The sequence below is a fragment of the Salinicoccus sp. HZC-1 genome (assembly GCF_046736035.1).
In the GTDB taxonomy this organism is placed as follows: Bacteria; Bacillota; Bacilli; order Staphylococcales; family Salinicoccaceae; genus Salinicoccus.
On the sequence record NZ_CP177130.1, the window covers coordinates 578,833 to 599,316 of the forward strand.

Sequence of the window (20,484 nt, forward strand, 5' to 3'; positions counted from 1 at the left end):
TTTTCGCCGATAAAACTTAAAAAAGCCCGCACTCATAGCTATGTACAGCTATAAATGCGGGCTCTAGATCTCCGTGTCCTATCAACTTACTTTCTAATTTATACTATTATGATAACGCTGTCAACTTAATTTCATTGGGCTAAGTCATGCGTGTGTAATTTCTCTAAGGTGCCTGCCGGCTGAACCACAGGTCCTTGTTGGAGGTCGTGACATATTTAGCGCCGGCTGCCAGCGCATTTTCCACTTCGGCCTGGGTCTCGATCAGCCCGCCGGCGATTACCTCCGCACCCACTTCCCGGGTGAAGAGGTGGATGACTTTCGGCACAACGCCGGGCAGGATTTCAATGAGATCCGGTTCTGATTGTCTGACGAGTTCAATGCTCTTTTCGATTGCGGAAGAATCGATGACGAAAATACGAAGGACCGTTTTGAGCCCGAGACTGTTCGCTTTTTTTATCAGACGGCCGCGCGTCGTAATGATGCCTGTCGGTTTAAAACGCTGGTGGATGAATTCCAAAGAAGCAACGTCAGCAGAAAGCCCTTTAATCAGATCCAGGTGCAGATAGACTTCAAAACCGTGCTGCTTCATTGTTGTAAGGTGGCTTTCCAGATGTCCGATGTGAATATCCAGCACCACACATTCTTTATAGTCGCTGCCGATCAGTTTTTCAAAATCCTTCATCGAGCGTACTGCCGGTAGTATTTTAACCATTGTGATACTCCATTCATCGTTAGTATGATTAATTGTCCATGATAGATGAAGCGGCATGATTTGTATAGTTTTATCATTTTAAAAACGTGTATATAAAAGGCGGTATTGGGGTATAGAAGAAATGTGCACAGACCCCCGGACAAATTGGAATGCGGGCCATTTTGGAGGCGGTCTGTTCGGTGTTGAAAAACCTAAATCATTTTAAAATCCGGGGGAAATCTTATATAATAGAAGAAAGTGGTACGACCAGTAAGAAGATATACATAATTAAGGGGGCGTTCAGAGTGGATCAGCAAAGATTAAAAGTGCTGCTTGATATAGAACACGGCATCATTCAGGCGCCGATGGCAGGGGGCATCACCACTGCCGCGCTCGTTTCGGAAGTATCGAATGCGGGGGGACTCGGCATGATCGCAGGCGGGAGTCTGGAGCCGGAGGCGCTGCGCAGTCTGATTCGGGAGACACGGCAGCGCACAGACAGGAATTTCGGGGTGAACCTGTTCATACCAAGGGAGTTTGAAGTCACAGACGCCGCAATCGTCCGCGCCTACGAACGGCTGCGGCCGGCATTCGATGCGTTCGGCCTCGAGCAGAAGCCCGTCACGCCGCCCGCGCCGGAAGCCATCGAGGAAAAATTCGATGCGCAGCTGGACGTCATCATCGAGGAACAGGTGCTGGTCGCCTCATTCATTTTCGGTGTGCCGGCGGACGATCAGATTACACGTCTGAAGGAAGCGGGAACCGTCATACTTGCGACCGCAACGACCGCAGCAGAAGCTCTGCAGATCGAAACCGCCGGCCTGGACGCAGTCGTTCTGCAGGGGTCGGAAGCCGGCGGCCACCGCGGTGCCTTCCTCGGGCGTTCAGAAGACAGTCTGGTCGGCCTCATGTCACTCATCCCGGAAACGGCGGCGCGGGTGGAGATCCCCGTAATCGCTGCCGGCGGAATCATGACCGGACGGAACATCGCAGCCGCGAGAGTGCTCGGTGCAGAAGGCGTTCAGATGGGCACGGCATTTTTAGCGGTGGAAGAGAGCGGGGCACATCCGATGCACAAAAGTATTTTGACGGAATCGGAAGATGTACCTGCTGTGCTGACAAAACTGTTCACGGGCAGACAGGCCAGGGCAGTGAAAAACAGATTCATCTCCGAATTCAGCGCCTATCAGGAAGAGATGGTGGAGTATCCGGTGCAGCGCAGCCTTACCCAGCCATTCCAGGATGCCTCAAAAGAAAGCGGGGCGCCCGACTACGCCATGCTGCTCGCGGGGGAAGGCAAACAGTTCGCCCGGGAAATATCAGCCCGCGGGCTGGTGGAGGCACTGGTCGCAGAGACGAAAGAGTCAAGGTCTGATATATAGATATGGATTTTGCCGGACTTCCGGATATAATAAAAACCCGCAGACATCGATGTCTGCGGGTTTAAAAATCATATTAATGATTATGCTGGGCTTCACTGTTTTCGTCCGGGTGTTTAAGCATTACATCAAGAATAGCGATGGTTGCTGTTACAATTACTGCGAGCACGACACCACTCCAGAACAAGTAAGGGCTGCCGCCGCCGAGACTGTTTAAGACGAAGTTTACCATTTGCGTGAGCATGAATGCCCAGATAAAGCTTATGATGTATCTCATGGTCCTGCCTCCACTACATATTTATATAGATTAATAATAACTTAAAACGTTTTCCGTGTATAGTGCCAATCAAAGTAATTCGTGTCGGAAATCAAAACAAAATATTTATTTCACAAAATCATATTCAAACGCAGCAGAGACACACAATTAATTGTAAACGCTTTCAAATTTCAGATAAATTATGCTAAATACTGTTGAAATGGTTTATGCAATCGTGTATATTTAACAACTGGAAATACACAAATATTGCTACAATTCAAAAAACACTTGTTGCAAAATGAAATCCCGGGAATTACAATATATTAACATCGAGTTTATAGAATTGTCTGATAAACCCTGGTTTATACAGGGATGTTAAAATGTGTCATATTTCATCGCTTTGGAAATAAACATTGATCCGGTATAGACCGTATGATAGTCGGGCAATTCTATAGGCAGCATTACTTCTGATCCTACATAGCTTGAGTAACGGTTCAATTTATTAGAGGAGAAAGAGTAAGGGAAGAATGGGTGAATTTAAAATGTCCGAGAAATTACTGGAAGTCAATAATCTGACGACTTCATTCAAGATCAAGGGCGAGTACTATCCGGCGGTTGATGACGTTTCAATCAGCATCAAACCGAATGAAGTGCTGGCGCTTGTAGGTGAATCCGGTTCAGGCAAGAGTGCCACTGCATTCTCACTGATGGGTCTGCACGATAAGGCCCGCATCGAGGGGGAAGTCAAGTTTCAGGGTAAAGAACTGACTGGGCTGAGCAAAAACAAGATGAATAAAATCCGCGGCGGGGATATCGCGATGATTTTCCAGGATCCGATGACCGCTTTGAATCCATTGATGAAAGTTAAACTTCAAATAATGGAAACACTGAAAATACATGGCACGAAATCCAAGCAGGAGCGGGAATCCTATGCCGTCGAATTACTCGATAGAGTCGGTATCCCCCGTCCGGAAAGAGTGGCGGAGGCATTTCCGCATGAGTTATCCGGCGGGATGAGACAGCGTGTCGTAATTGCCATTGCCATCGCAAACAGGCCGAAACTGCTGATTGCAGATGAACCGACAACGGCACTCGATGTAACGATCCAGGCCCAGATTCTGGATCTGATCCGTGAACTGCAGGATGATCTGGGATCCGGAGTGCTGCTGATCACACACGACCTCGGTGTCGTAGCGGAAATGGCCGACCGTGTGGCGGTGATGTATGCAGGACAGATCGTTGAAGTGGCGCCGGTGAGAGAGCTCTTCAAAAATCCGCAGCATCCGTATACACGGTCGCTGTTGAACTCGCTGCCGTCTGAAGATATGCTCGGCAGCAAGCTGCACGTCATTCAGGGCGTTGTGCCCGCGTTGAATAAGATGGACCGCCATGGCTGCAGATTCGCACCGCGGATTCCATGGGTTGATGCTTCGGAACACGAAAACAATCCACAGCTCCGTGAAATCGCAGATGATCATTTCGTCCGATGCACATGCTATAAAAACTTCTCTCTTGAATCTGGTGAAGCCAGGGCGTCAAGGGAAGCAGCCGGAGTGCTGGACGCGAAGACCGGAGGGAGCGCCCGATGAACCTGTTAGAGATTAAAAACCTTAAAGTACATTTTCCGATAAAGGGCGGTTTCTTCAATACCGTAAAAGACCATGTCAAAGCAGTGGACGGGGTGAGCATAAATATCCCCGCAGGCACTACATACGGCCTAGTCGGTGAATCCGGCTCGGGCAAGACCACGACAGGCAAAGCTGTCATGGGGCTCAATCATGTCACTGAAGGGGAAATTTTATTCGATGGCCAGAAATTGAATGCTTCAGGGAAAAAGGTGGATGTGCGGGACGATATCCAAATGATTTTCCAGGATCCGTATTCTTCACTGAACGCCCGTAAACGTGTCATCGATATCGTTTCCGAACCGATTAAAAATTATCATAGGAAATCTAAAGATGAACTGACTGAGGAAGTGCTCGGACTTTTGGATAAAGTGGGTCTGCCGCCCGGTTCATTATATAAATATCCGCACGAATTCTCAGGCGGACAGCGTCAGCGTATCGGGGTTGCCAGAGCCATCGCGCTCAATCCCAAAATGATCATCGCCGATGAACCTGTATCTGCGCTGGATGTGTCGGTACAGGCACAGGTGCTGAACTTCATGCAGGAGATCCAGCAGGATCTGAACCTGACCATGATGTTCATTGCCCATGACCTGGGTGTCGTACGGCACATGTGCCAGCACATCGGCATCATGTACCAGGGACGTCTTGTGGAAGAGGGGACGGCAGAAGATATATTCTCAAATCCGCAGCACATATATACGAAACGTCTGATCGCAGCCATTCCCGATACAAATGTGGATAAAATCGAACGCAATCTCGAAATGAGACAGACGGTCAAGTCGGAATATGACCAGAACTTCCCGGAATATCTTGATGACGAGGGAAGAGCGTTCCCGCTACAATCCATTTCGGAGACGCACAGAGTTGCGCTGCCGGTGAAAGGTTGATGAACATATGCTGAAATTTACGATTAGACGATTACTTATCACTTTTCCACAGCTGGTTGTGCTCAGTGTCCTTGTGTTCATAATGGGCTCTCTGATGCCCGGGGACGCCCTCTCAGGTCTGATCGACCCGACAATACCGAGAGAGGCCATAGAAGCAAAACGGGAAGCACTCGGGTTGGACAACCCCTGGTATATCCAGTACAGAGACTGGGTGTTCGCAATGTTCCAGGGCGACTTCGGAAGTTCGATCTTCCACCAGCGGCCGGTACTGGATGTCATCGGTGACAGACTGCTGAATACGATCTGGCTGTCATTATTCTCGACAATTCTGATCTACCTGCTCGGTCTGCCGCTCGGCCTCGTATCCGGCCGTTACAATGACTCATTGCTGGATACGACGATCACCGGCTATACTTATCTCGGTTTCGCTACACCGCAGTTCATCTTCGGTCTGGTCATCCTGTGGGTGTTCGGGTACAACATGAACTTGTTCCCGACAGGCGGCTCGGTCGGCCCGGGAATGGAACCGGGGACGCTGGACTATGTGCTCAGTAAGATAAACCACCTTGTTCTGCCGAGTTTTGCGATCGCATTGATCGGTCTGGTGGGCACCGTCCAGTATCTCAGAAGCGGAATCATCGAAACGAAGCAGAAGGACTTTATCGTATTGGCGCGTGCCAAAGGGGTAAAAGAGTCTGCTGTATATAACAGACATATATTTAGAAACTCCATACTTCCAATAGCCGCATTCTTCGGTTATGAAATTGTAGCGCTGCTCGGCGGGTCCATCTTCATCGAAATGATCTACAGCTACCCCGGCATGGGAAGGCTGTTCCTGGATTCTATATCGACACGTGACTTCAGTGTGGCAAACGTCCTGATTCTGTTCTACGGATTCATGGCAATTGTGGGTGCATTATTGTCCGATATTATTCTAAGTATTGTAGATCCAAGGATCCGCATCAAGTAAGGGGGGTGGATAAAATGAATAATAGAGATAATAAAAATAGACTCGGCAGGGAACGGGAGTCACACCGTTCTGAAGAAGAAATGGAAAATAAAGACCGCATCCGCCGCGAACAGCTCAGTGACCGTGACACGGACAGTGACGGGAGACCGAGAAGCGGGGATCCGTTTGAAGCAAGAAGTGATGATGAACACAGATATGAAAAAGGGGATATGGACATGAGCGTCAAGGCGGATCTGCCGCATGGCGCTGCCGGACACGGCGCCCTGGATTCTAAAAATCTGCCCAAAAGTACACCGGGATGGAGAATTCTGATCCAGGAGCTTATCGCGGATAAGCTGGCATTGTTCTCACTGATCATATTTATATTGATCACATCCTATGTGTTCGGCCTTACGATGTTCCTGGACCGCCAGACGATCGTTACAGTGGATCTGTTCGCAATCAATCAGCCGCCAAATGAAGAATTCAGGCTGGGCACGGACTACGGCGGCCGTGACATATTCGGCCAGCTAATCATCGGGACGAGGAACTCGCTTGCCATCGGCCTGCTGGTTACATTGATGAGTGTCGGTTTCGGCATTATCTATGGTATGATTTCCGGCTACTTCGGCGGCCAGATTGATAACATCATGATGCGTATCGTCGATTTCTTCATGGTGCTGCCATTCCTTATGATCATCATCGTATTCGTAACAATCGTGCCGTCGTATGATATTTTCACTTTCTCACTGATTATGGCTGCATTCCTGTGGACGGGTACGGCAAGGCTCGTGCGTTCCCTGGCCATACAGGAGAAAGAGCTTGATTATGTCAGTGCATCGAAGACACTCGGAAGTTCACACATGAAAATCATCTTTACACAATTGATGCCCAACCTGGTTGGTATCATCATTGTCAACAGTACACTGTCGCTTGCAGCGAACATCGGTATTGAATCCGGACTGTCATTCATCGGATTCGGTTTCCCGGAAGACTATCCATCTCTGGGAACCCTGATGGCCTATGCGACAAACTCGCAGACACTTCAGCACAGATGGTGGATCTGGGTGCCTGCAGCAATACTCATCTTACTGCTCATGCTCTGTGTACGTAACATCGGTGAGGCATTGCGCCGTGCCGGTGATGCAAGGCAGCGCCAGGCATAGATTTTCAGGCAGGTTCCGTACCTTTTATAGTGGAACGGAACCCTGCTTTTGAAACAAATTGAAACCGCTGTCATTAAAATTATCTGAGAATTATACAAACGTGCATAATTCAGTGTTAAAATACACTTAGGGAGAAATTTCACTTCAGCAAGCAATTGATATTTCAGATAATTGTGATAATATTGTGTATAGACATACTTACATATACATTTAAGGGGTATGATATTAACCATTTTTTGGTACTAAGTTTCAGTTTAACGCTGAACTTAAGTATATATATCAGTTTATATTTTATTTTAGGGGAGGAAATATTATGGCGAAATATTCGTGGTCCAGACTGATGTTTTTCATGACATTGGTCATGGTATTGGCACTTGCTGCGTGTGGCGGAGGTTCATCTGAGGAAGAAAGCACAGAGGAGAACTCCGGTGATTCAGGCGGCGAAGAAAGTACTGAAGAGGGCGGTTCGGAAGGAGAAGACGATTCTGCATCTGCCGAAGAAATATATAACTATGAGGATTTCAACCAGGTGGCTTCCAATGATGGGGAACCAACAGGCGAAGGGACGTTGAAAGTAGGACTCACATCCGATACGCCTTTTGAGGGTACTTTGAACTTCAACTTGTATCAGGGGAACCCTGACTTTGAAGTAATCAGCCTCTTTGATGAACCTTTACTTACTATGGATGAAGATTTCCAGTATACAAACGACGGTGCAATGCAATTTGAAGTGAACCAAGATGATAATACAGTCACATTTACTTTGCAGGAAGGCATTACATGGCACGATGGTGAAACGATGACCATCGAAGACTATGTGTATTCCTATGAAGTGATCGGACATCCGGACTATCCGGGTATCCGCGGTGCAACAGATGGGTTCACATTACTTGAAGGTTATAACGAATATAAAGCGGGAGATGCGGATTCAATCTCCGGTATTGAAGTGGTAGATGACCAGACGGCGGTATTCACATACACTGAACTTGCACCATCACTGACTGCCGGTGGATTCTGGGCTTATGCAATGCCTGAACACCACTATGAAGGTGTAGAAATTGCAGATATGGCAGAAGCGCCGCAGACACGCGAAAACCCGCTCGGTTTCGGACCTTATAAAGTGGATTCCGTTACACCGGGTGAAGCGGTTGTCATGACGAAATTTGAAGATTACTGGAGAGGCGAGCCTCAGCTGGATGGAATCGAACTTTCTGTAGTATCTCCATCGTCTGTTGCGAACGCCTTGGAGACTGGTGAATCCGACGTTGCGATCAATTTCCCGACGGACCAGTTCCCGGATGTATCTGAAATGGAAGGTGTCGAATGGCTGGCCAACATTGAAGGGGCCTACACTTACATCGGTTTCAAACTGGGTGACTGGAATGAAGAGGAAGGCAGAGTCGACTACAAACCGGAAGAAAAGAAAATGGGTGACAAAGAACTGCGCCGCGCAATGTGGCATGCAATGGATAATGATGCTATAGGCGAACGTTTCTACAACGGTCTGCGCTGGAAAGCGACAACGCTGATCACTCCATATCATGAAGCATGGCATAATGATGAGGTAGAAGTGCCTGAATACGATCCGGAAAAAGCGAAACAGATTCTTGATGAAGCAGGATATGAAGATACAGACGGTGATGGATTCCGTGAAAATCCGGAAGGCGAACCGCTCGAAATCAACTTCGCTTCAATGTCCGGCGGTGACATCGCTGAACCATTGACCAACTACTACATCCAGTCCTGGAAAGACATCGGCTTGAACGTACAATTGACAAACGGCCGTCTGATTGAATTCAACACATTCTATGACATGGTTGAGAATGATCATGAAGACATCGATATCTATCAAGGTGCGTGGGGTGTAGGATCCGATGTAGACCCTTACGGTCTGTACGGTCCGGACGTTTCATTCAACTACCCGCGTTATGCAACTGAAGAGAGTACTGAATTAATGGAAAGAGGTAACTCTCCGGAAGCATTTGATACAGAAAAACGTAAAGAGATCTATAACGAATGGCAGGCTCTGATGGTTGATGAAATGCCGGTAATCCCTACGCTTTACAGAGCTGAAGTTGAACCGGTAAATGAAAGAGTCGTAAACTATGGCATCGAAATCGGCCATAACGAGGAAACACTTCCTTACCAATGGGGTGTAACTGAGTAATCAGCTTGTTCTAGAATGAAGCACTTATGCATCTGCATAAGTGCTTTTTTTATTGTAGAAAATCATGATTTGTGTTAAATTAGTACCTAGTTATAATATGAGATTATAAGGTGTGGTCAAATGAAGAATGTAGGTGTTTTGGGCCTGGGAACCTATGTGCCTGAAAAAGTTTTTACAAACCATGATTTCGAAAAGGTTTTAGATACATCAGATGAATGGATAACAGAAATGACGGGAATTAAAGAGCGTCGTTTTGCTGAAGATATGGATACAAGTGATCTTGCATACGAAGCAGCAGAAGAAGCGATTGAAAATTCCGGTGTTTCCAAAGAAGATATCGACCTGGTCATCGTTGCAACTTCGACAGGGGACCATCAATTCCCGACAGTTGCGACAATGCTGCAGCATAGACTGGGTCTTAGAAACGTTCCTTCCATGGATCAGCTCGCTGCATGTACGGGCTTTATTTACGGTGTAGTTACAGCCGCGCAGTTTATCCAGACGGGAACGTATAAGCATGTGCTGGTTGTCGGAGCGGATAAGCTTTCCAAAATCACTGATTTCAGCGATCGTTCAACCGCAGTTTTATTTGGTGATGGTGCAGGCGCGGTTGTTCTTGGCGAAGTGGATGAAGGCTTTGGAATAAAATCATTCGATCTTGGCAGCAATGGTCAGGGCGCTTCGTACTTGTATGATGATATAGACGATGGCAACCTCAGGATGAACGGACGTGAAGTCTTCAAGTTTGCCGTACGCCAAATGGGTGAGTCCAGTGTCATTGTGACGGAAAAAGCAGGGCTCAATAAAGAGGATATCGATATGCTGGTGCCCCACCAGGCAAATATCCGCATCATGAATGCTGCAAGGGAGCGTATGGAGATGCCTCTGGAGAAAATGAGCTCCACGATAGATAAATATGGCAATACTTCTGCTGCATCCATACCATTAAGTATCCATCATGATGTGAAAAATGGTAAAATAAAATCGGGAGACAACCTTATTTTAGTCGGCTTCGGCGGCGGACTCACTTGGGGTTCAATATGTCTGACTTGGGGAAGTAATGAGGAGGAGACACATGGATAAGAAAAGAGTAGTAGTTACAGGGATCGGTGCGCTTACACCTATTGGTAACACAGCGCCAAAGACCTGGGAGAATGCCCTTAATGGTGTAAATGGTATAGGCAAAATCACTCGTATCGACAACAGTGATTATAATATTCATGTTGCCGGCGAGTTGAAAGATTTTAATATAGAAGATTATATGGAGAAAAAAGAAGCGCGCCGTATGGACCGCTTCGCACAGTACGCAATGGTGGCGGCTGATGAAGCGGTTGCCGACAGCGGACTTCAGATAAATGATGATAATGCTGAACGCATAGGGGTCTGGATCGGTTCCGGTATCGGCGGCATCCAGGCACTTGAAGACGGCTTTAAAGTACTTTACGAAAGAGGCCCGCGTCGTGTGAGCCCATTCTTCGTACCGATGATGATTCCGGATATGGCAAGCGGCCAGGTATCGATCAAACATGGCGCCAAAGGACCGAACGGTGCGACAGTCACAGCATGTGCCACGGGTACAAACTCAATCGGCGAAGCTTTCAAATTTATTGAAAGAGGCCAGGCAGATGCCATGATTACAGGCGGAACGGAAGCGCCGATTACAAGAATGGGTGTTGCCGGATTCCAGGCCAACAAAGCACTTTCCACATCAGAAGATCCGGACAAAGCATCCCGTCCGTATTCCGCAGACAGGGACGGCTTTGTCATCGGGGAAGGTTCAGGGATTGTCATGCTTGAAGAACTTGAGCACGCAAAAGCACGCGGTGCCAAAATCTATGCTGAAATCATAGGATACGGTTCCACCGGAGACGCGCACCACATCACGGCACCGGCCCAAGATGGCGAAGGCGGCGCACGCGCGATGGCAGAAGCATTGAAAGACGGCGGTGTGAAGCCGGAGGAAGTCGGATACGTCAACGGTCACGGAACAAGTACATCTTACAATGATCTGTTCGAAACCAAGGCGATCAAAACTGTATTCGGAGACCATGCCTACAAAATGCTGGTCAACTCTACAAAATCCATGACAGGACACCTTCTCGGCGGGGGCGGCGGTATGGAACTCATCATCACCGCACTCAGTCTCAGAGACGGCAAAGTCCACCCGACAATCGGATTGGAAAACCCGGATCCCGAATGCGACTTGAACTACGTGCCGGAAGGTGCAGTGGATGCAGATATAAAATACGCAATCACAAACAGTTTAGGTTTCGGCGGTCACAACGCAACACTGTTATTGAAGAAATACGAAGAATAATATATGTATGGCACCCTTATCCCAGTCGGGATGAGGGTTTTTTTAGTATTGGACGCATTTTGCGTGTGACGATGTACATATGAGGGGGTATGGGTCACCGTTGTATTTGACGGCGTCCATTAAGGGTATTTGCCGGTCGACATTGGAGTCACCGTGGCCGGTAATACACTCGAAAATCCTGCCGAATTAAAAAACGCATCCACCGAAGCGGATGCGCGTCTCTTAATCAATCATTACTTTCTCTTACGTCCGAGTCCCATGGCACGTTCCATTTTTTCCACCATTTTGTCGGCCTTGCGGGATGCTTTCTCCGCGCCCTGGTCTAAAATATCATCAAGTGCACCGCTCTCGAGATAATAATTGACCTGTTCCTGGAATTTCGTCAGGAATTCTTCAACGACTGCACCGAGATCCTTTTTGAAATCGCCATAAGTCTTACCGTCATACTCCGCCTCTAAATCGGCAGTACTCTTATCTGTAAGACTGGAATATATGTCCAGCAGGTTCGAGATGCCCGGCTTTTCTTCTTTGTCATACTTGATTTCGCTGCCTGAATCTGTGACGGCACTGCGGATTTTCTTCGCTCCGGCTTTCGGATCATCCAGCAGTGAGATAAAGCCTTTCTGATTTTCATCACTTTTAGACATTTTCTTAGTCGGATCGTTCAGGCTCATAATACGGCCGCCGACCTCCGGATGCTTGACTTCCGGCACTGTCAGGATGTCATTGTACTTGGTATTGAATCGTTCTGCCAGATTGCGTGTCAGCTCCAGATGCTGCCCCTGGTCTTCGCCCACAGGTACAACATCTGCGCTGTAAATTAAAATGTCAGCTGCCATTAGTGATGGATAGGTGAGCAGACCGACGCTGATGCCGTCTTTCTGGTTCTGTCTGCGCGCTTTATCCTTATACTGTGTCATGCGCTCGAGTTCACCGATATATCCGACGCACTGCAGCATCCATGCTGCTTTTGCGTGGGCTGCGACTTCACTCTGGATGAATAAAGTGATCTTTTCCGGATCGAGTCCCGAAGCCAGATAGATGGCTGCGAGTTTTTTCGTGTTCTCCCTCAATTTGAGTCTGTCCTGTGGTACAGTTATCGCATGCTGGTCTACAATGCAGAAATACGAATCGTATTCATGCTGCATCTCAACAAACTGTTTATATGCTCCGATATAGTTTCCTATAGTGGGAATACCGCTGGGCTGAACGCCTGAGAATAATGTTTTCATGTCGTAATCACCTTTTTTATGTCATTATGTATATGATAATAAACTTCCGGGTTCCTTGCAATATTGGCACTGATGTCTGCATCTTCATAATATCTTAACAATTTTTCTGAAATTTTGCGAGATTATTAGAGTTTTCTCATTTTATTTTAATGTTGGGTCGATATAATTATAACTGTAAACAAGTCATACACATATTTTACGGACAATCTTATAAAAATGGTTTATGGTTGAACGGAAAAGGGTATAGACAAATGTTACAAATCTTTTGAAATTGGAGTGTGAGCACTATGGTAACACTTTTTACTTCTCCAAGCTGCACATCATGCCGTAAAGCGAAAGCATGGTTACAAGAAAACGATATTCCTTATACTGAAAGAAATATATTCTCTGAAGCACTGACATTAGATGAAGTGAAATCCATCCTTAGAATGACTGAAGATGGTACAGATGAAATAATTTCTACCAGATCTAAAACTTTCCAAAAATTAGATGTCGATATTGACAGTCTGCCAATGCAGGAACTGTACACATTGATCATGGAGAATCCGGGACTTCTTAGAAGACCGATCATTATGGATGAAAAGCGTCTGCAGGTGGGGTACAACGAAGATGAAATCCGTCGTTTCCTCCCAAGAACTGTGAGAACGTTCCATCTTATGGAGGCCAAACGCCTGGCTGAAATGTAAATGTATCTCCCCTTAAACTGATATATGATACTTACGTCAAACAGTACCCGCAGATACTTGATATCTGCGGGTATTTTGACGTATAATAAAACACAATTCCAAAATTGGTATTACCCTGGCTGTATGGGTTATAATATAAATATCAACCAAACTCGGTGAAAAGGAGTGAGAAGGATGAGAATTGAAAGAGTGAATGATTCGACGATCAAGTTTTTCATCACGTATCAGGATATTGAAAAACGCGGCTTCGATCGGGATGATCTCTGGATGAACCGCAAACGCGGCGAAGAGTTCTTTTGGTCCATCATGGACGAAGTAAATCATGAGCAGGAAGATGACTTTACGATGGAAGGCCCACTCTGGATTCAAGTACATGCATATGACAAAGGAGTGGAAGTTGTAGTGTCCAAATCACGCGATGAAGACGATCCTTTCTCAACGGAGCAGACGCCTATGAATATAGATAACAAAGATATAGAGAGTTTTCTGGATGGTGGAGCAAAAGACAACAAGGAAACAGTTCCGGTGACGAAAGAGCCTGTAATGGTACATTTCGACGATATAGAAGACTTGATCAAATATACACATGAAGTTGAAATGGATGAAACACAGTATGAAGACTTGTTATTTACGTATAACGGCAAATACTATTACCAGATTTTCTTCGATTATCGTCTGGACTATATGGAAATCGAGCGTATCGAAGCAAAACTGCTCGAGTACAGTACACCAGCCGAAATCGCCAGCATGGTGGTCGAAGAATACGGTACAATCATCATGAGCAACAATGTGAGATACCAGGTAAGAAAGTATTTTAAAGTAAAATAATTTACTTGCACGGTAAAAAGATCAAAAACCTCCTTTTCTACTATATATAGAAAAGGAGGTTTTTTCATGTTTTCAGAAGTAGATGAAAACGGCGCTCAAATTACAGCGGCAGAAGCCGATAAAAACCGGAAATACTTCTGCCCCGTCTGCAGTGCGCCGGTACGTTAAAAGCGGGAAATATTAAGCTGCCCCATTTTTCACATCAGCGGATTCTGGACTGTACCCACTATCTTCATAAGAATGAGTCGATTGGGCACCTCCGGTCGAAACAGGAGTTATACTCGGAACTGGCGGACATCGCGCCGGTCGCCATGGAACACTATCTGCCGGAAATCGAGCAGATTCCCGATCTGCTGATCGATGGCAGGCTCGCTCTGGAAATTCAATTTTCCACCATTTCTGCAGAGCTCATCGCCGAGAGGTCGAAAGGGTATCACTCGCTCGGCATGGAAGTCATCTGGCTGCTCGATGAAGCCGCAGTCCGCACGGATAAAGGGAAATGTATCCCTTCCCGCTTCCAGCTGTCCACAATGTACCGAGGATCTTTATTCACATATGACCCGGAAACGAAAAAGTTTACAGGTTCATACTGCATCACCAACACGGCTGCGGCGGATGGCCGTATAAAAAAACGGAGATATCTGTCGGAGCATTACTTGCGGTGCAAGAAGTGCGGCCTGCAGCCAAAGTGAAACTGGCGGACGGTGAGATGGAACGGATGATCCGGCGGGAAAGGCAGCAGAAATCGGTGCTCAATCCGACGTTGACTTTTATGTACCAGCTGGGTCTGGAAGCGGGGAATGGCCTCGGACATCTGTGCTGGACAATAGAAGCGGAACGATGGATATCGAATCCGCCGCTTGAATGGAAGCTCTTCGTATATCATCATTTGGAGAAGGGGACATTCGACCGGGAGGAGTTTGAACGGTTCATCAATATGCACGTGATGCAGAGCACTCCGTCCAAACAGGAGGTGCTGGTCGATTTATTGCAGGGATATAAAATGTTATATAATTCACAATAAGTTTCGGTGCTTGAAATTTTGGTGAAATATTGAGAAAATTAGATTATCTTAATTACTGGAGGGGTCATATTGGCTAAAGTCATTACAAGGGACGAACAAAAGCAGGAAAACACGTGGAATCTGTCTGCGATATTCGAGTCGGATGAAGCGTTTGAACAGAAATATAAAGAGGTGGAGCAACGCCTCGGTGAAGAGGAAAAATTCAAAGGGGCGATCGATTCTGCAGATAAACTTGCAGGCGCGCTTGAAACCGAGCGGGAAATTGAAGAGGAAGTAAGCAAAATCTATGTGTATGCCCATTTGAAGCATGACCAGGATACTTCCAACGATACTTACAGTGCGCTGGAAGCGAAAGCGCGGACGCTTGCGGTTAAATTCAGCACAGCATGGAGTTTCCTGACACCTGAAATCATGAAGATCGATGAATCGACACTCAAATCCTGGATGGCGGACGAACGGCTCGCCGAGTTTGCGTTCGATCTGGAAAAATTGAACAAGATGCGTGAACACGTTTTGAGCGACAAGGAAGAGAAACTGCTTGCACAGGCGGGGGAAGTACTGTCCAATCCGACATCCACTTACGGCATGTTCAGCAACGCGGATCTGGAGTTCCCGGATGCTGAGGATGCGGAGGGGAATAAGCACCCGTTGACGCAGGGGACGTATATCGACCTGCTCAAATCACCGGACCGCGCACTGCGCAAATCCGCCTATGAAAATCTGTATACCAGATACGGCGATTTCAAAAATACTTTGAGCCAGACGCTGCAGGGGGTCGTAAATACACACGTCTTCTCCGCCGAGGCAAGAGGATATGATTCGGCAAGGGAACAGGCACTGTCCAATAACTTTATTCCTGTGGCAGTGTACGACAGGCTGGTTGAGACAGTGAACAACAATCTCCATCTGATGCACCGCTACACTGAGCTGCGCAAAAGGCTGCTCGGCGTGGATTCGCTTAAAATGTATGATGTCTATGTGCCGATGGTCAAAGATATCGACTTCGAAATGAGCTATGATGAGGCGAAGGACTGGATGCTGAAATCACTCGAGCCGATGGGCGAAGAATATGTCTCGATCATCAAAGAAGGCCTGGAAAACCGCTGGGTGGACGTCTATGAGAATAAAGGGAAGAGAAGCGGCGCGTATTCGTCCGGAACTTACGGTACAAATCCGTATATTCTGATGAACTGGCAGGATAACGTGAACAACCTGTTCACGCTGACGCATGAGTTCGGCCACAGTGTACACAGCTACTACAGCCGCCAGAATCAGCCGTCCAACATGTCGGGCTATTCAATTTTCGTGGCGGAAGTGGCAAGTAACTTCAACGAAGCACTGCTCGCCGACTACATGTTCAGAAATCTTGAAGATAATAAGAAGAAATTATATCTGCTGAATGAACAGCTGGAAGGATTCAAGGGATCTGTCTTCAGACAGACGATGTTCGCAGAATTCGAGCATAAGATCCATTCCATGAAAGAAGCGGGAGAACCGCTGACAGCAGGCGGGCTGAATGAAATCTACGGCGAACTGAACAGGAAATACTTCGGGGATGCCGTGGATTACGACGACTATATCAACGTGGAGTGGGCGAGAATCCCGCACTTCTACATGAACTATTATGTGTATCAGTATTCCACAGGGTATGCGGCGGCAGCCAGCCTTTCCAAGCAGGTGCTTGAAGAAGGACCGGAAACCGCGGAAAGATATGTCAGGGAGTTTCTGAAAAAAGGATCCTCCGACTATCCGATCGAAGTGCTGAAAAATGCAGGGGTCGATATGACGACATCCGAGCCGGTTGAAAACGCGATGAAAGTGTTCGAGCGCCAGCTGGATCAGTTCGAGGTGCTGCTGGAAGAGACGGAACTGTAAAGCGTGATGTTGGTGGATCTGATTTTGAATTGATGGAAACTGCGGGCAATCATTAGAAGATTGTCTGCAGTTTTTATTTGTGTGATTTTAGTTGGAGTGATAAACTAATGAAACCGTTTTCTTTTTTCGGCGTGTATTTTGATGATTTCATCGGTCGATTTTATGGCTCTAAATTAAATGACGGGGCTGTTAATGACAGATTACCGGAGTGTCTTATGGAACTTAAAGTATATTATTACAACCGATATTTTGGAGAACGATCAGAGGATTTTGAGATGAAAAGAGTAAAAGAAGAGCGCAGCAGTGCTAGTTTCACTTCATTTCTAAACCCAGATTCGGAAAAAAGTATTTGAATACGTTTTCATTGTGACGGTATTGTGAAAAGTTATTCAAATTGTTGTCTGTCCTTGAAAACCGTGATATAGTTTAGACATGAAATTTTTATCACTGAAACATACCCCTTTGTTTAAACAGTGAGAAATTTCTCCCATCCCCTTTGTTTGAGCAGCACACTACAGAAGGTGTGCTGCTTTTTTTAATTAGTTAAATCTTTAGATCTTTTTCGATTGCAGTTCACTGCAGTCACAATCCAAAAGAATGACGATATGAGGCAGGCCAATCGGGTCTGCTTTTTTTTATGCCGTTTTTCAGGCGGAACAGGTGCTGTCCGTGCCGATGCCGCCCATCCCTCATTGCTTCCTAATCTCTTAAACGATGGCCGCCAAAGACTTTTGCCGTCCACCATCCACTTTAAACTGCCCCCTTCCTGAACACTTCACCGCATACGTGCACCGGATCATACCCGTCGTTCAAAAACCTTTTAAATTCCGGGGGAAATTCTACCCTTACAGGCTATAACGTGATTTAAATCACGTTATACATTTCACATGAAATATATAATTGAATTAAGCTGATAGACAGGAAAAAGGAGTCAGAAAAGGAGGGAAAGCAGATGTCTGCTGAACATAAAAATTACGAAGGCACTAGGCAGCCGGATCCATCTCAAAATCCGGAAACGGACAGCATCAGCGAGAAAGATGAACTGATGTCTCTCAAGGGGACATTTTTCTCCACAGTCATTTTTGTAGGCGGAGCAATCGTCCTGTGGACGGGAGTACTCATTACATTATTCCTGATGCGGTTTTAAGCCGTGTTTATTTCACAACCGGGAGCGGCGGCCGAAACCGGCCTGGAAATCGAAGCCGCTTCAGACCTAACCGGATAAAACCGGAAAACCATCAACGAACAAAGAGAGGGTGAATGATAGATGAAAATGCATAAACTTGAAGAGATCTGGCTGATTATCGCGGTGGCTGTCATCTGCATCGCAGTGGGCATCACCGGCTACCAGGCGTTCGCCATGGGCATGGCACCGCCGAGCCACCAGGAGACGATCGATCCGCAGCAGGTTGAAACGACTGCGCCGTTCGATAATCCGGGCGTATACGAAGTCGGCGATAACAAATATGAAGTGATCATGACACTTGAAGCGTTCCAGTTTACACCAAGTGAAATCACTGTGCCCAAAGGGGCGGAAGTGACATTCAAGATGACATCGAAAGATGTGGTCCACGGGGTCAACGTGCCCCATACGAACCTGAATACGATGGTGGTCCCGGGGCACATCCAGGAGATTACCCAGACATTCAATGAATCGGACGATTTCATCTTAATCTGTAACGAATATTGCGGTACGGGGCATCATACGATGTCTGCGACCGTCACTGTAGAGGAGTGAGGACATGGCGAGAGTCATGAAAAGAGTACAGAACACCCTATTCCCATTAGTCAATATCGGTCTGGCATTCGTCATGCTTCTCATCGGCGGGACCCTCGGCCTCGTCCAGGGTCTGAACCGTGCCGGTGTGCTGACGATCGTCGGCGGACTCAATTATTATGAAATACTGACGCTTCACGGCATTTTATTAATACTCGCATTCACCACACTGTTCATGAACGGTTATCTTTACGCGGCAGTCGATTACGTGCTCGGCGGACTGTCCAGAACGGTCCGCATCCTTGCCTGGTCCAGTCTTGCGAGTTTCCTGGCCGGTGCCGTTCTCGTCGTGTATACAGTGCTTTCGGGCGAAGCGACGGTCATGTATACATTTTACGCACCGCTCGCTGCACATCCGCTCTTTTACATCGGACTGGTCTTCGTCGTCCTGTGCATATGGCTTGCTGCCATCGGCGTATTCATCAGCGCATTCCAGTGGAAGCGCAGGAATAAGGGTCGGCATCTCCCATTGTTCGCATTTTTCGCAGTGGGCGTCTACACGCTGATTACATTCGGTTCACTCGGGGTGACCTGGGAAGTATTGATGCTGATTCCATGGTCACTCGGCTGGACGGAAACGATCAACGTCCTGCTTACAAGAACGCTGTTCTGGAGCTTCGGGCATACTCTGGTCAACGTCTGGTACCTGGTCGCGGTTTCCGCCTGGTATCTCGTCCTGCCGAAAGTCATCGGCGGAAAAATCTTCAGTGATTCACTCGCCAGACTCGTCGTCATTCTGATTGTGGTACTGAACGTCCCCGGTGGATTCCACCACCAGATCGTCGATCCGGGATTCTCAGAAGGGCTGAAATTCATGCATATGTTCATGAGCCTGTCCATCGCATTCCCGTCATTGATGACCGCATTCGCAATATTCGCGACGCTGGAACGCACAGGCCGCCGCCGCGGCGGCAAAGGGCTGCTCGGCTGGCTTTGGAAACTGCCGTGGAAAGACGTGCGCTTTATTACAATCATGCTTGCGATGATCGCATTCATCTTCGGCGGCGCCGGCGGCATCGCCCAGACGAACAACCAGCTCAACCAGGTGGTCCATAACTCGATGTGGGTGGTCGGCCACTTCCACGTCACCGTCGGGGTGACTGTCGTCCTGACATTCTTCGGTCTCGTGTACTGGCTCGTTCCGCACCTGTCCGGACGCAGGCTGACACCGAGGATACACAACCTGGGCATCTGGCAGACGATGTTCTGGACGGTCGGCATGCTGTTCATGACGATTTCCATGTCTGCAGTCGGCCTGATCGGTTCACCGAGACGGACGGAATATACGACATACGGGGAACACGCACATGCACTCGGCTGGGATCCCTACCTGCTGTTTGTCGGCGCCGGCGGCACGCTGCTCTTCATCGGTGTCCTCCTGATGTGCTACATCGTCTTCCATCTGATGTTCCTGTCACCGAAAGGGGAGACGGAATTCATGGTGGCGGACGTTGAGGAACCGGCGCACAAGACGCCGAAATGGACGGAGAACTGGGGGCTCTGGGTGATCATAGCCATCCTTATCATCTCCATGGGATATGTGGTTCCGATCGTGGATATCATTCAAAATGCACCGCCCGGCTCACCGCCGATCAAAACCTGGTAAAGAATAGGGAGGATGT

20 protein-coding genes are annotated in these 20,484 nt (G+C 47.5%); 17 read left to right on the plus strand and 3 right to left on the minus strand.

The features are described 5' to 3' along the window. Positions 1-163 precede the first annotated feature (163 nt). On the minus strand, positions 164-712 hold the full coding sequence (locus ACKRAT_RS03010; RefSeq protein ID WP_411843625.1) for a glycerol-3-phosphate responsive antiterminator: 549 nt from the start codon (positions 710-712) through the stop codon (positions 164-166). A 284-nt stretch (positions 713-996) separates the two neighbouring features. Here ACKRAT_RS03010 and ACKRAT_RS03015 point away from each other — a divergent pair, with 284 nt between their 5' ends. After that, positions 997-2,073 carry an NAD(P)H-dependent flavin oxidoreductase gene (locus ACKRAT_RS03015; protein WP_411843626.1) on the plus strand — a complete coding sequence of 359 codons (1,077 nt, stop codon included), beginning with the start codon at positions 997-999 and terminating at the stop codon, positions 2,071-2,073. Between the two features lie 73 nt (positions 2,074-2,146). Here ACKRAT_RS03015 and ACKRAT_RS03020 read toward each other — a convergent pair whose 3' ends face one another. After that, positions 2,147-2,347: a YjzD family protein gene (locus ACKRAT_RS03020; RefSeq protein WP_411843627.1), complete on the minus strand. Its 201-nt coding sequence runs from the start codon at positions 2,345-2,347 to the stop codon at positions 2,147-2,149. A 521-nt stretch (positions 2,348-2,868) separates the two neighbouring features. Between ACKRAT_RS03020 and ACKRAT_RS03025 the strand changes: the two genes are divergently transcribed. The 7 genes from ACKRAT_RS03025 (at position 2,869) to fabF (ending at position 11,440) form a co-directional block, all read left to right on the plus strand. Next, on the plus strand, positions 2,869-3,915 hold the full coding sequence (locus tag ACKRAT_RS03025; RefSeq protein ID WP_411843628.1) for an ABC transporter ATP-binding protein: 1,047 nt from the start codon (positions 2,869-2,871) through the stop codon (positions 3,913-3,915). Next, positions 3,912-4,841 (plus strand): ATP-binding cassette domain-containing protein, encoded by a 930-nt coding sequence (locus ACKRAT_RS03030; RefSeq protein ID WP_411843629.1) that lies wholly within the window; start codon positions 3,912-3,914, stop codon positions 4,839-4,841. The genes ACKRAT_RS03025 and ACKRAT_RS03030 overlap by 4 nt, the downstream gene beginning before the upstream one ends. Positions 4,842-4,848: 7 nt before the next feature. Next, positions 4,849-5,811 carry an ABC transporter permease gene (locus ACKRAT_RS03035; RefSeq protein ID WP_411843630.1) on the plus strand — a complete coding sequence of 321 codons (963 nt, stop codon included), beginning with the start codon at positions 4,849-4,851 and terminating at the stop codon, positions 5,809-5,811. A gap of 14 nt (positions 5,812-5,825) precedes the next feature. Beyond that, positions 5,826-6,956 (plus strand): ABC transporter permease, encoded by a 1,131-nt coding sequence (locus ACKRAT_RS03040; RefSeq protein ID WP_411843631.1) that lies wholly within the window; start codon positions 5,826-5,828, stop codon positions 6,954-6,956. A 313-nt stretch (positions 6,957-7,269) separates the two neighbouring features. Beyond that, positions 7,270-9,123 (plus strand): oligopeptide ABC transporter substrate-binding protein, encoded by a 1,854-nt coding sequence (locus tag ACKRAT_RS03045; protein WP_411843632.1) that lies wholly within the window; start codon positions 7,270-7,272, stop codon positions 9,121-9,123. 120 nt (positions 9,124-9,243) lie between these two features. Continuing rightward, positions 9,244-10,206: a beta-ketoacyl-ACP synthase III gene (locus tag ACKRAT_RS03050; RefSeq protein WP_411843633.1), complete on the plus strand. Its 963-nt coding sequence runs from the start codon at positions 9,244-9,246 to the stop codon at positions 10,204-10,206. Beyond that, a complete protein-coding gene (fabF, locus tag ACKRAT_RS03055) occupies positions 10,199-11,440 on the plus strand; it encodes a beta-ketoacyl-ACP synthase II (protein ID WP_411843634.1) in 1,242 nt (413 codons plus the stop codon). Before ACKRAT_RS03050 ends, fabF begins: the two co-directional genes overlap by 8 nt. A gap of 233 nt (positions 11,441-11,673) precedes the next feature. Here fabF and trpS read toward each other — a convergent pair whose 3' ends face one another. Next, positions 11,674-12,672, minus strand: coding sequence for a tryptophan--tRNA ligase (gene trpS, locus ACKRAT_RS03060; protein WP_411843635.1), 999 nt, complete (start codon positions 12,670-12,672; stop codon positions 11,674-11,676). 287 nt (positions 12,673-12,959) lie between these two features. Here trpS and spxA point away from each other — a divergent pair, with 287 nt between their 5' ends. The 9 genes from spxA to ACKRAT_RS03105 all read left to right on the plus strand — a co-directional run bounded on the left by spxA (position 12,960) and on the right by ACKRAT_RS03105 (position 20,468). After that, a complete protein-coding gene (gene spxA / locus ACKRAT_RS03065) occupies positions 12,960-13,358 on the plus strand; it encodes a transcriptional regulator SpxA (protein WP_411843636.1) in 399 nt (132 codons plus the stop codon). Positions 13,359-13,532: 174 nt separating this feature from the next. Next, entirely contained in the window at positions 13,533-14,186 is a 654-nt protein-coding gene (gene mecA / locus ACKRAT_RS03070) for an adaptor protein MecA (RefSeq protein WP_411843637.1), read from the plus strand. A gap of 212 nt (positions 14,187-14,398) precedes the next feature. Beyond that, positions 14,399-14,878 carry a competence protein CoiA gene (locus ACKRAT_RS03075; RefSeq protein ID WP_411844402.1) on the plus strand — a complete coding sequence of 160 codons (480 nt, stop codon included), beginning with the start codon at positions 14,399-14,401 and terminating at the stop codon, positions 14,876-14,878. Continuing rightward, positions 14,848-15,210: a hypothetical protein gene (locus tag ACKRAT_RS03080; protein ID WP_411843638.1), complete on the plus strand. Its 363-nt coding sequence runs from the start codon at positions 14,848-14,850 to the stop codon at positions 15,208-15,210. Before ACKRAT_RS03075 ends, ACKRAT_RS03080 begins: the two co-directional genes overlap by 31 nt. A gap of 69 nt (positions 15,211-15,279) precedes the next feature. Beyond that, positions 15,280-17,085 carry an oligoendopeptidase F gene (gene pepF, locus ACKRAT_RS03085; RefSeq protein WP_411843639.1) on the plus strand — a complete coding sequence of 602 codons (1,806 nt, stop codon included), beginning with the start codon at positions 15,280-15,282 and terminating at the stop codon, positions 17,083-17,085. A 107-nt stretch (positions 17,086-17,192) separates the two neighbouring features. After that, positions 17,193-17,438, plus strand: a complete 246-nt coding sequence (locus tag ACKRAT_RS03090; protein ID WP_411843640.1) for a hypothetical protein — start codon at positions 17,193-17,195, stop codon at positions 17,436-17,438. Between the two features lie 599 nt (positions 17,439-18,037). Further along, positions 18,038-18,232, plus strand: a complete 195-nt coding sequence (locus ACKRAT_RS03095) for a hypothetical protein (protein ID WP_411843641.1) — start codon at positions 18,038-18,040, stop codon at positions 18,230-18,232. A gap of 120 nt (positions 18,233-18,352) precedes the next feature. Beyond that, complete coding sequence (locus ACKRAT_RS03100) at positions 18,353-18,823, plus strand: cytochrome c oxidase subunit II (RefSeq protein WP_411843642.1); 471 nt, start codon at positions 18,353-18,355, stop codon at positions 18,821-18,823. Positions 18,824-18,827: 4 nt separating this feature from the next. Further along, positions 18,828-20,468, plus strand: coding sequence for a cbb3-type cytochrome c oxidase subunit I (locus ACKRAT_RS03105; RefSeq protein ID WP_411843643.1), 1,641 nt, complete (start codon positions 18,828-18,830; stop codon positions 20,466-20,468). The last annotated feature ends 16 nt before the right edge of the window (positions 20,469-20,484 follow it).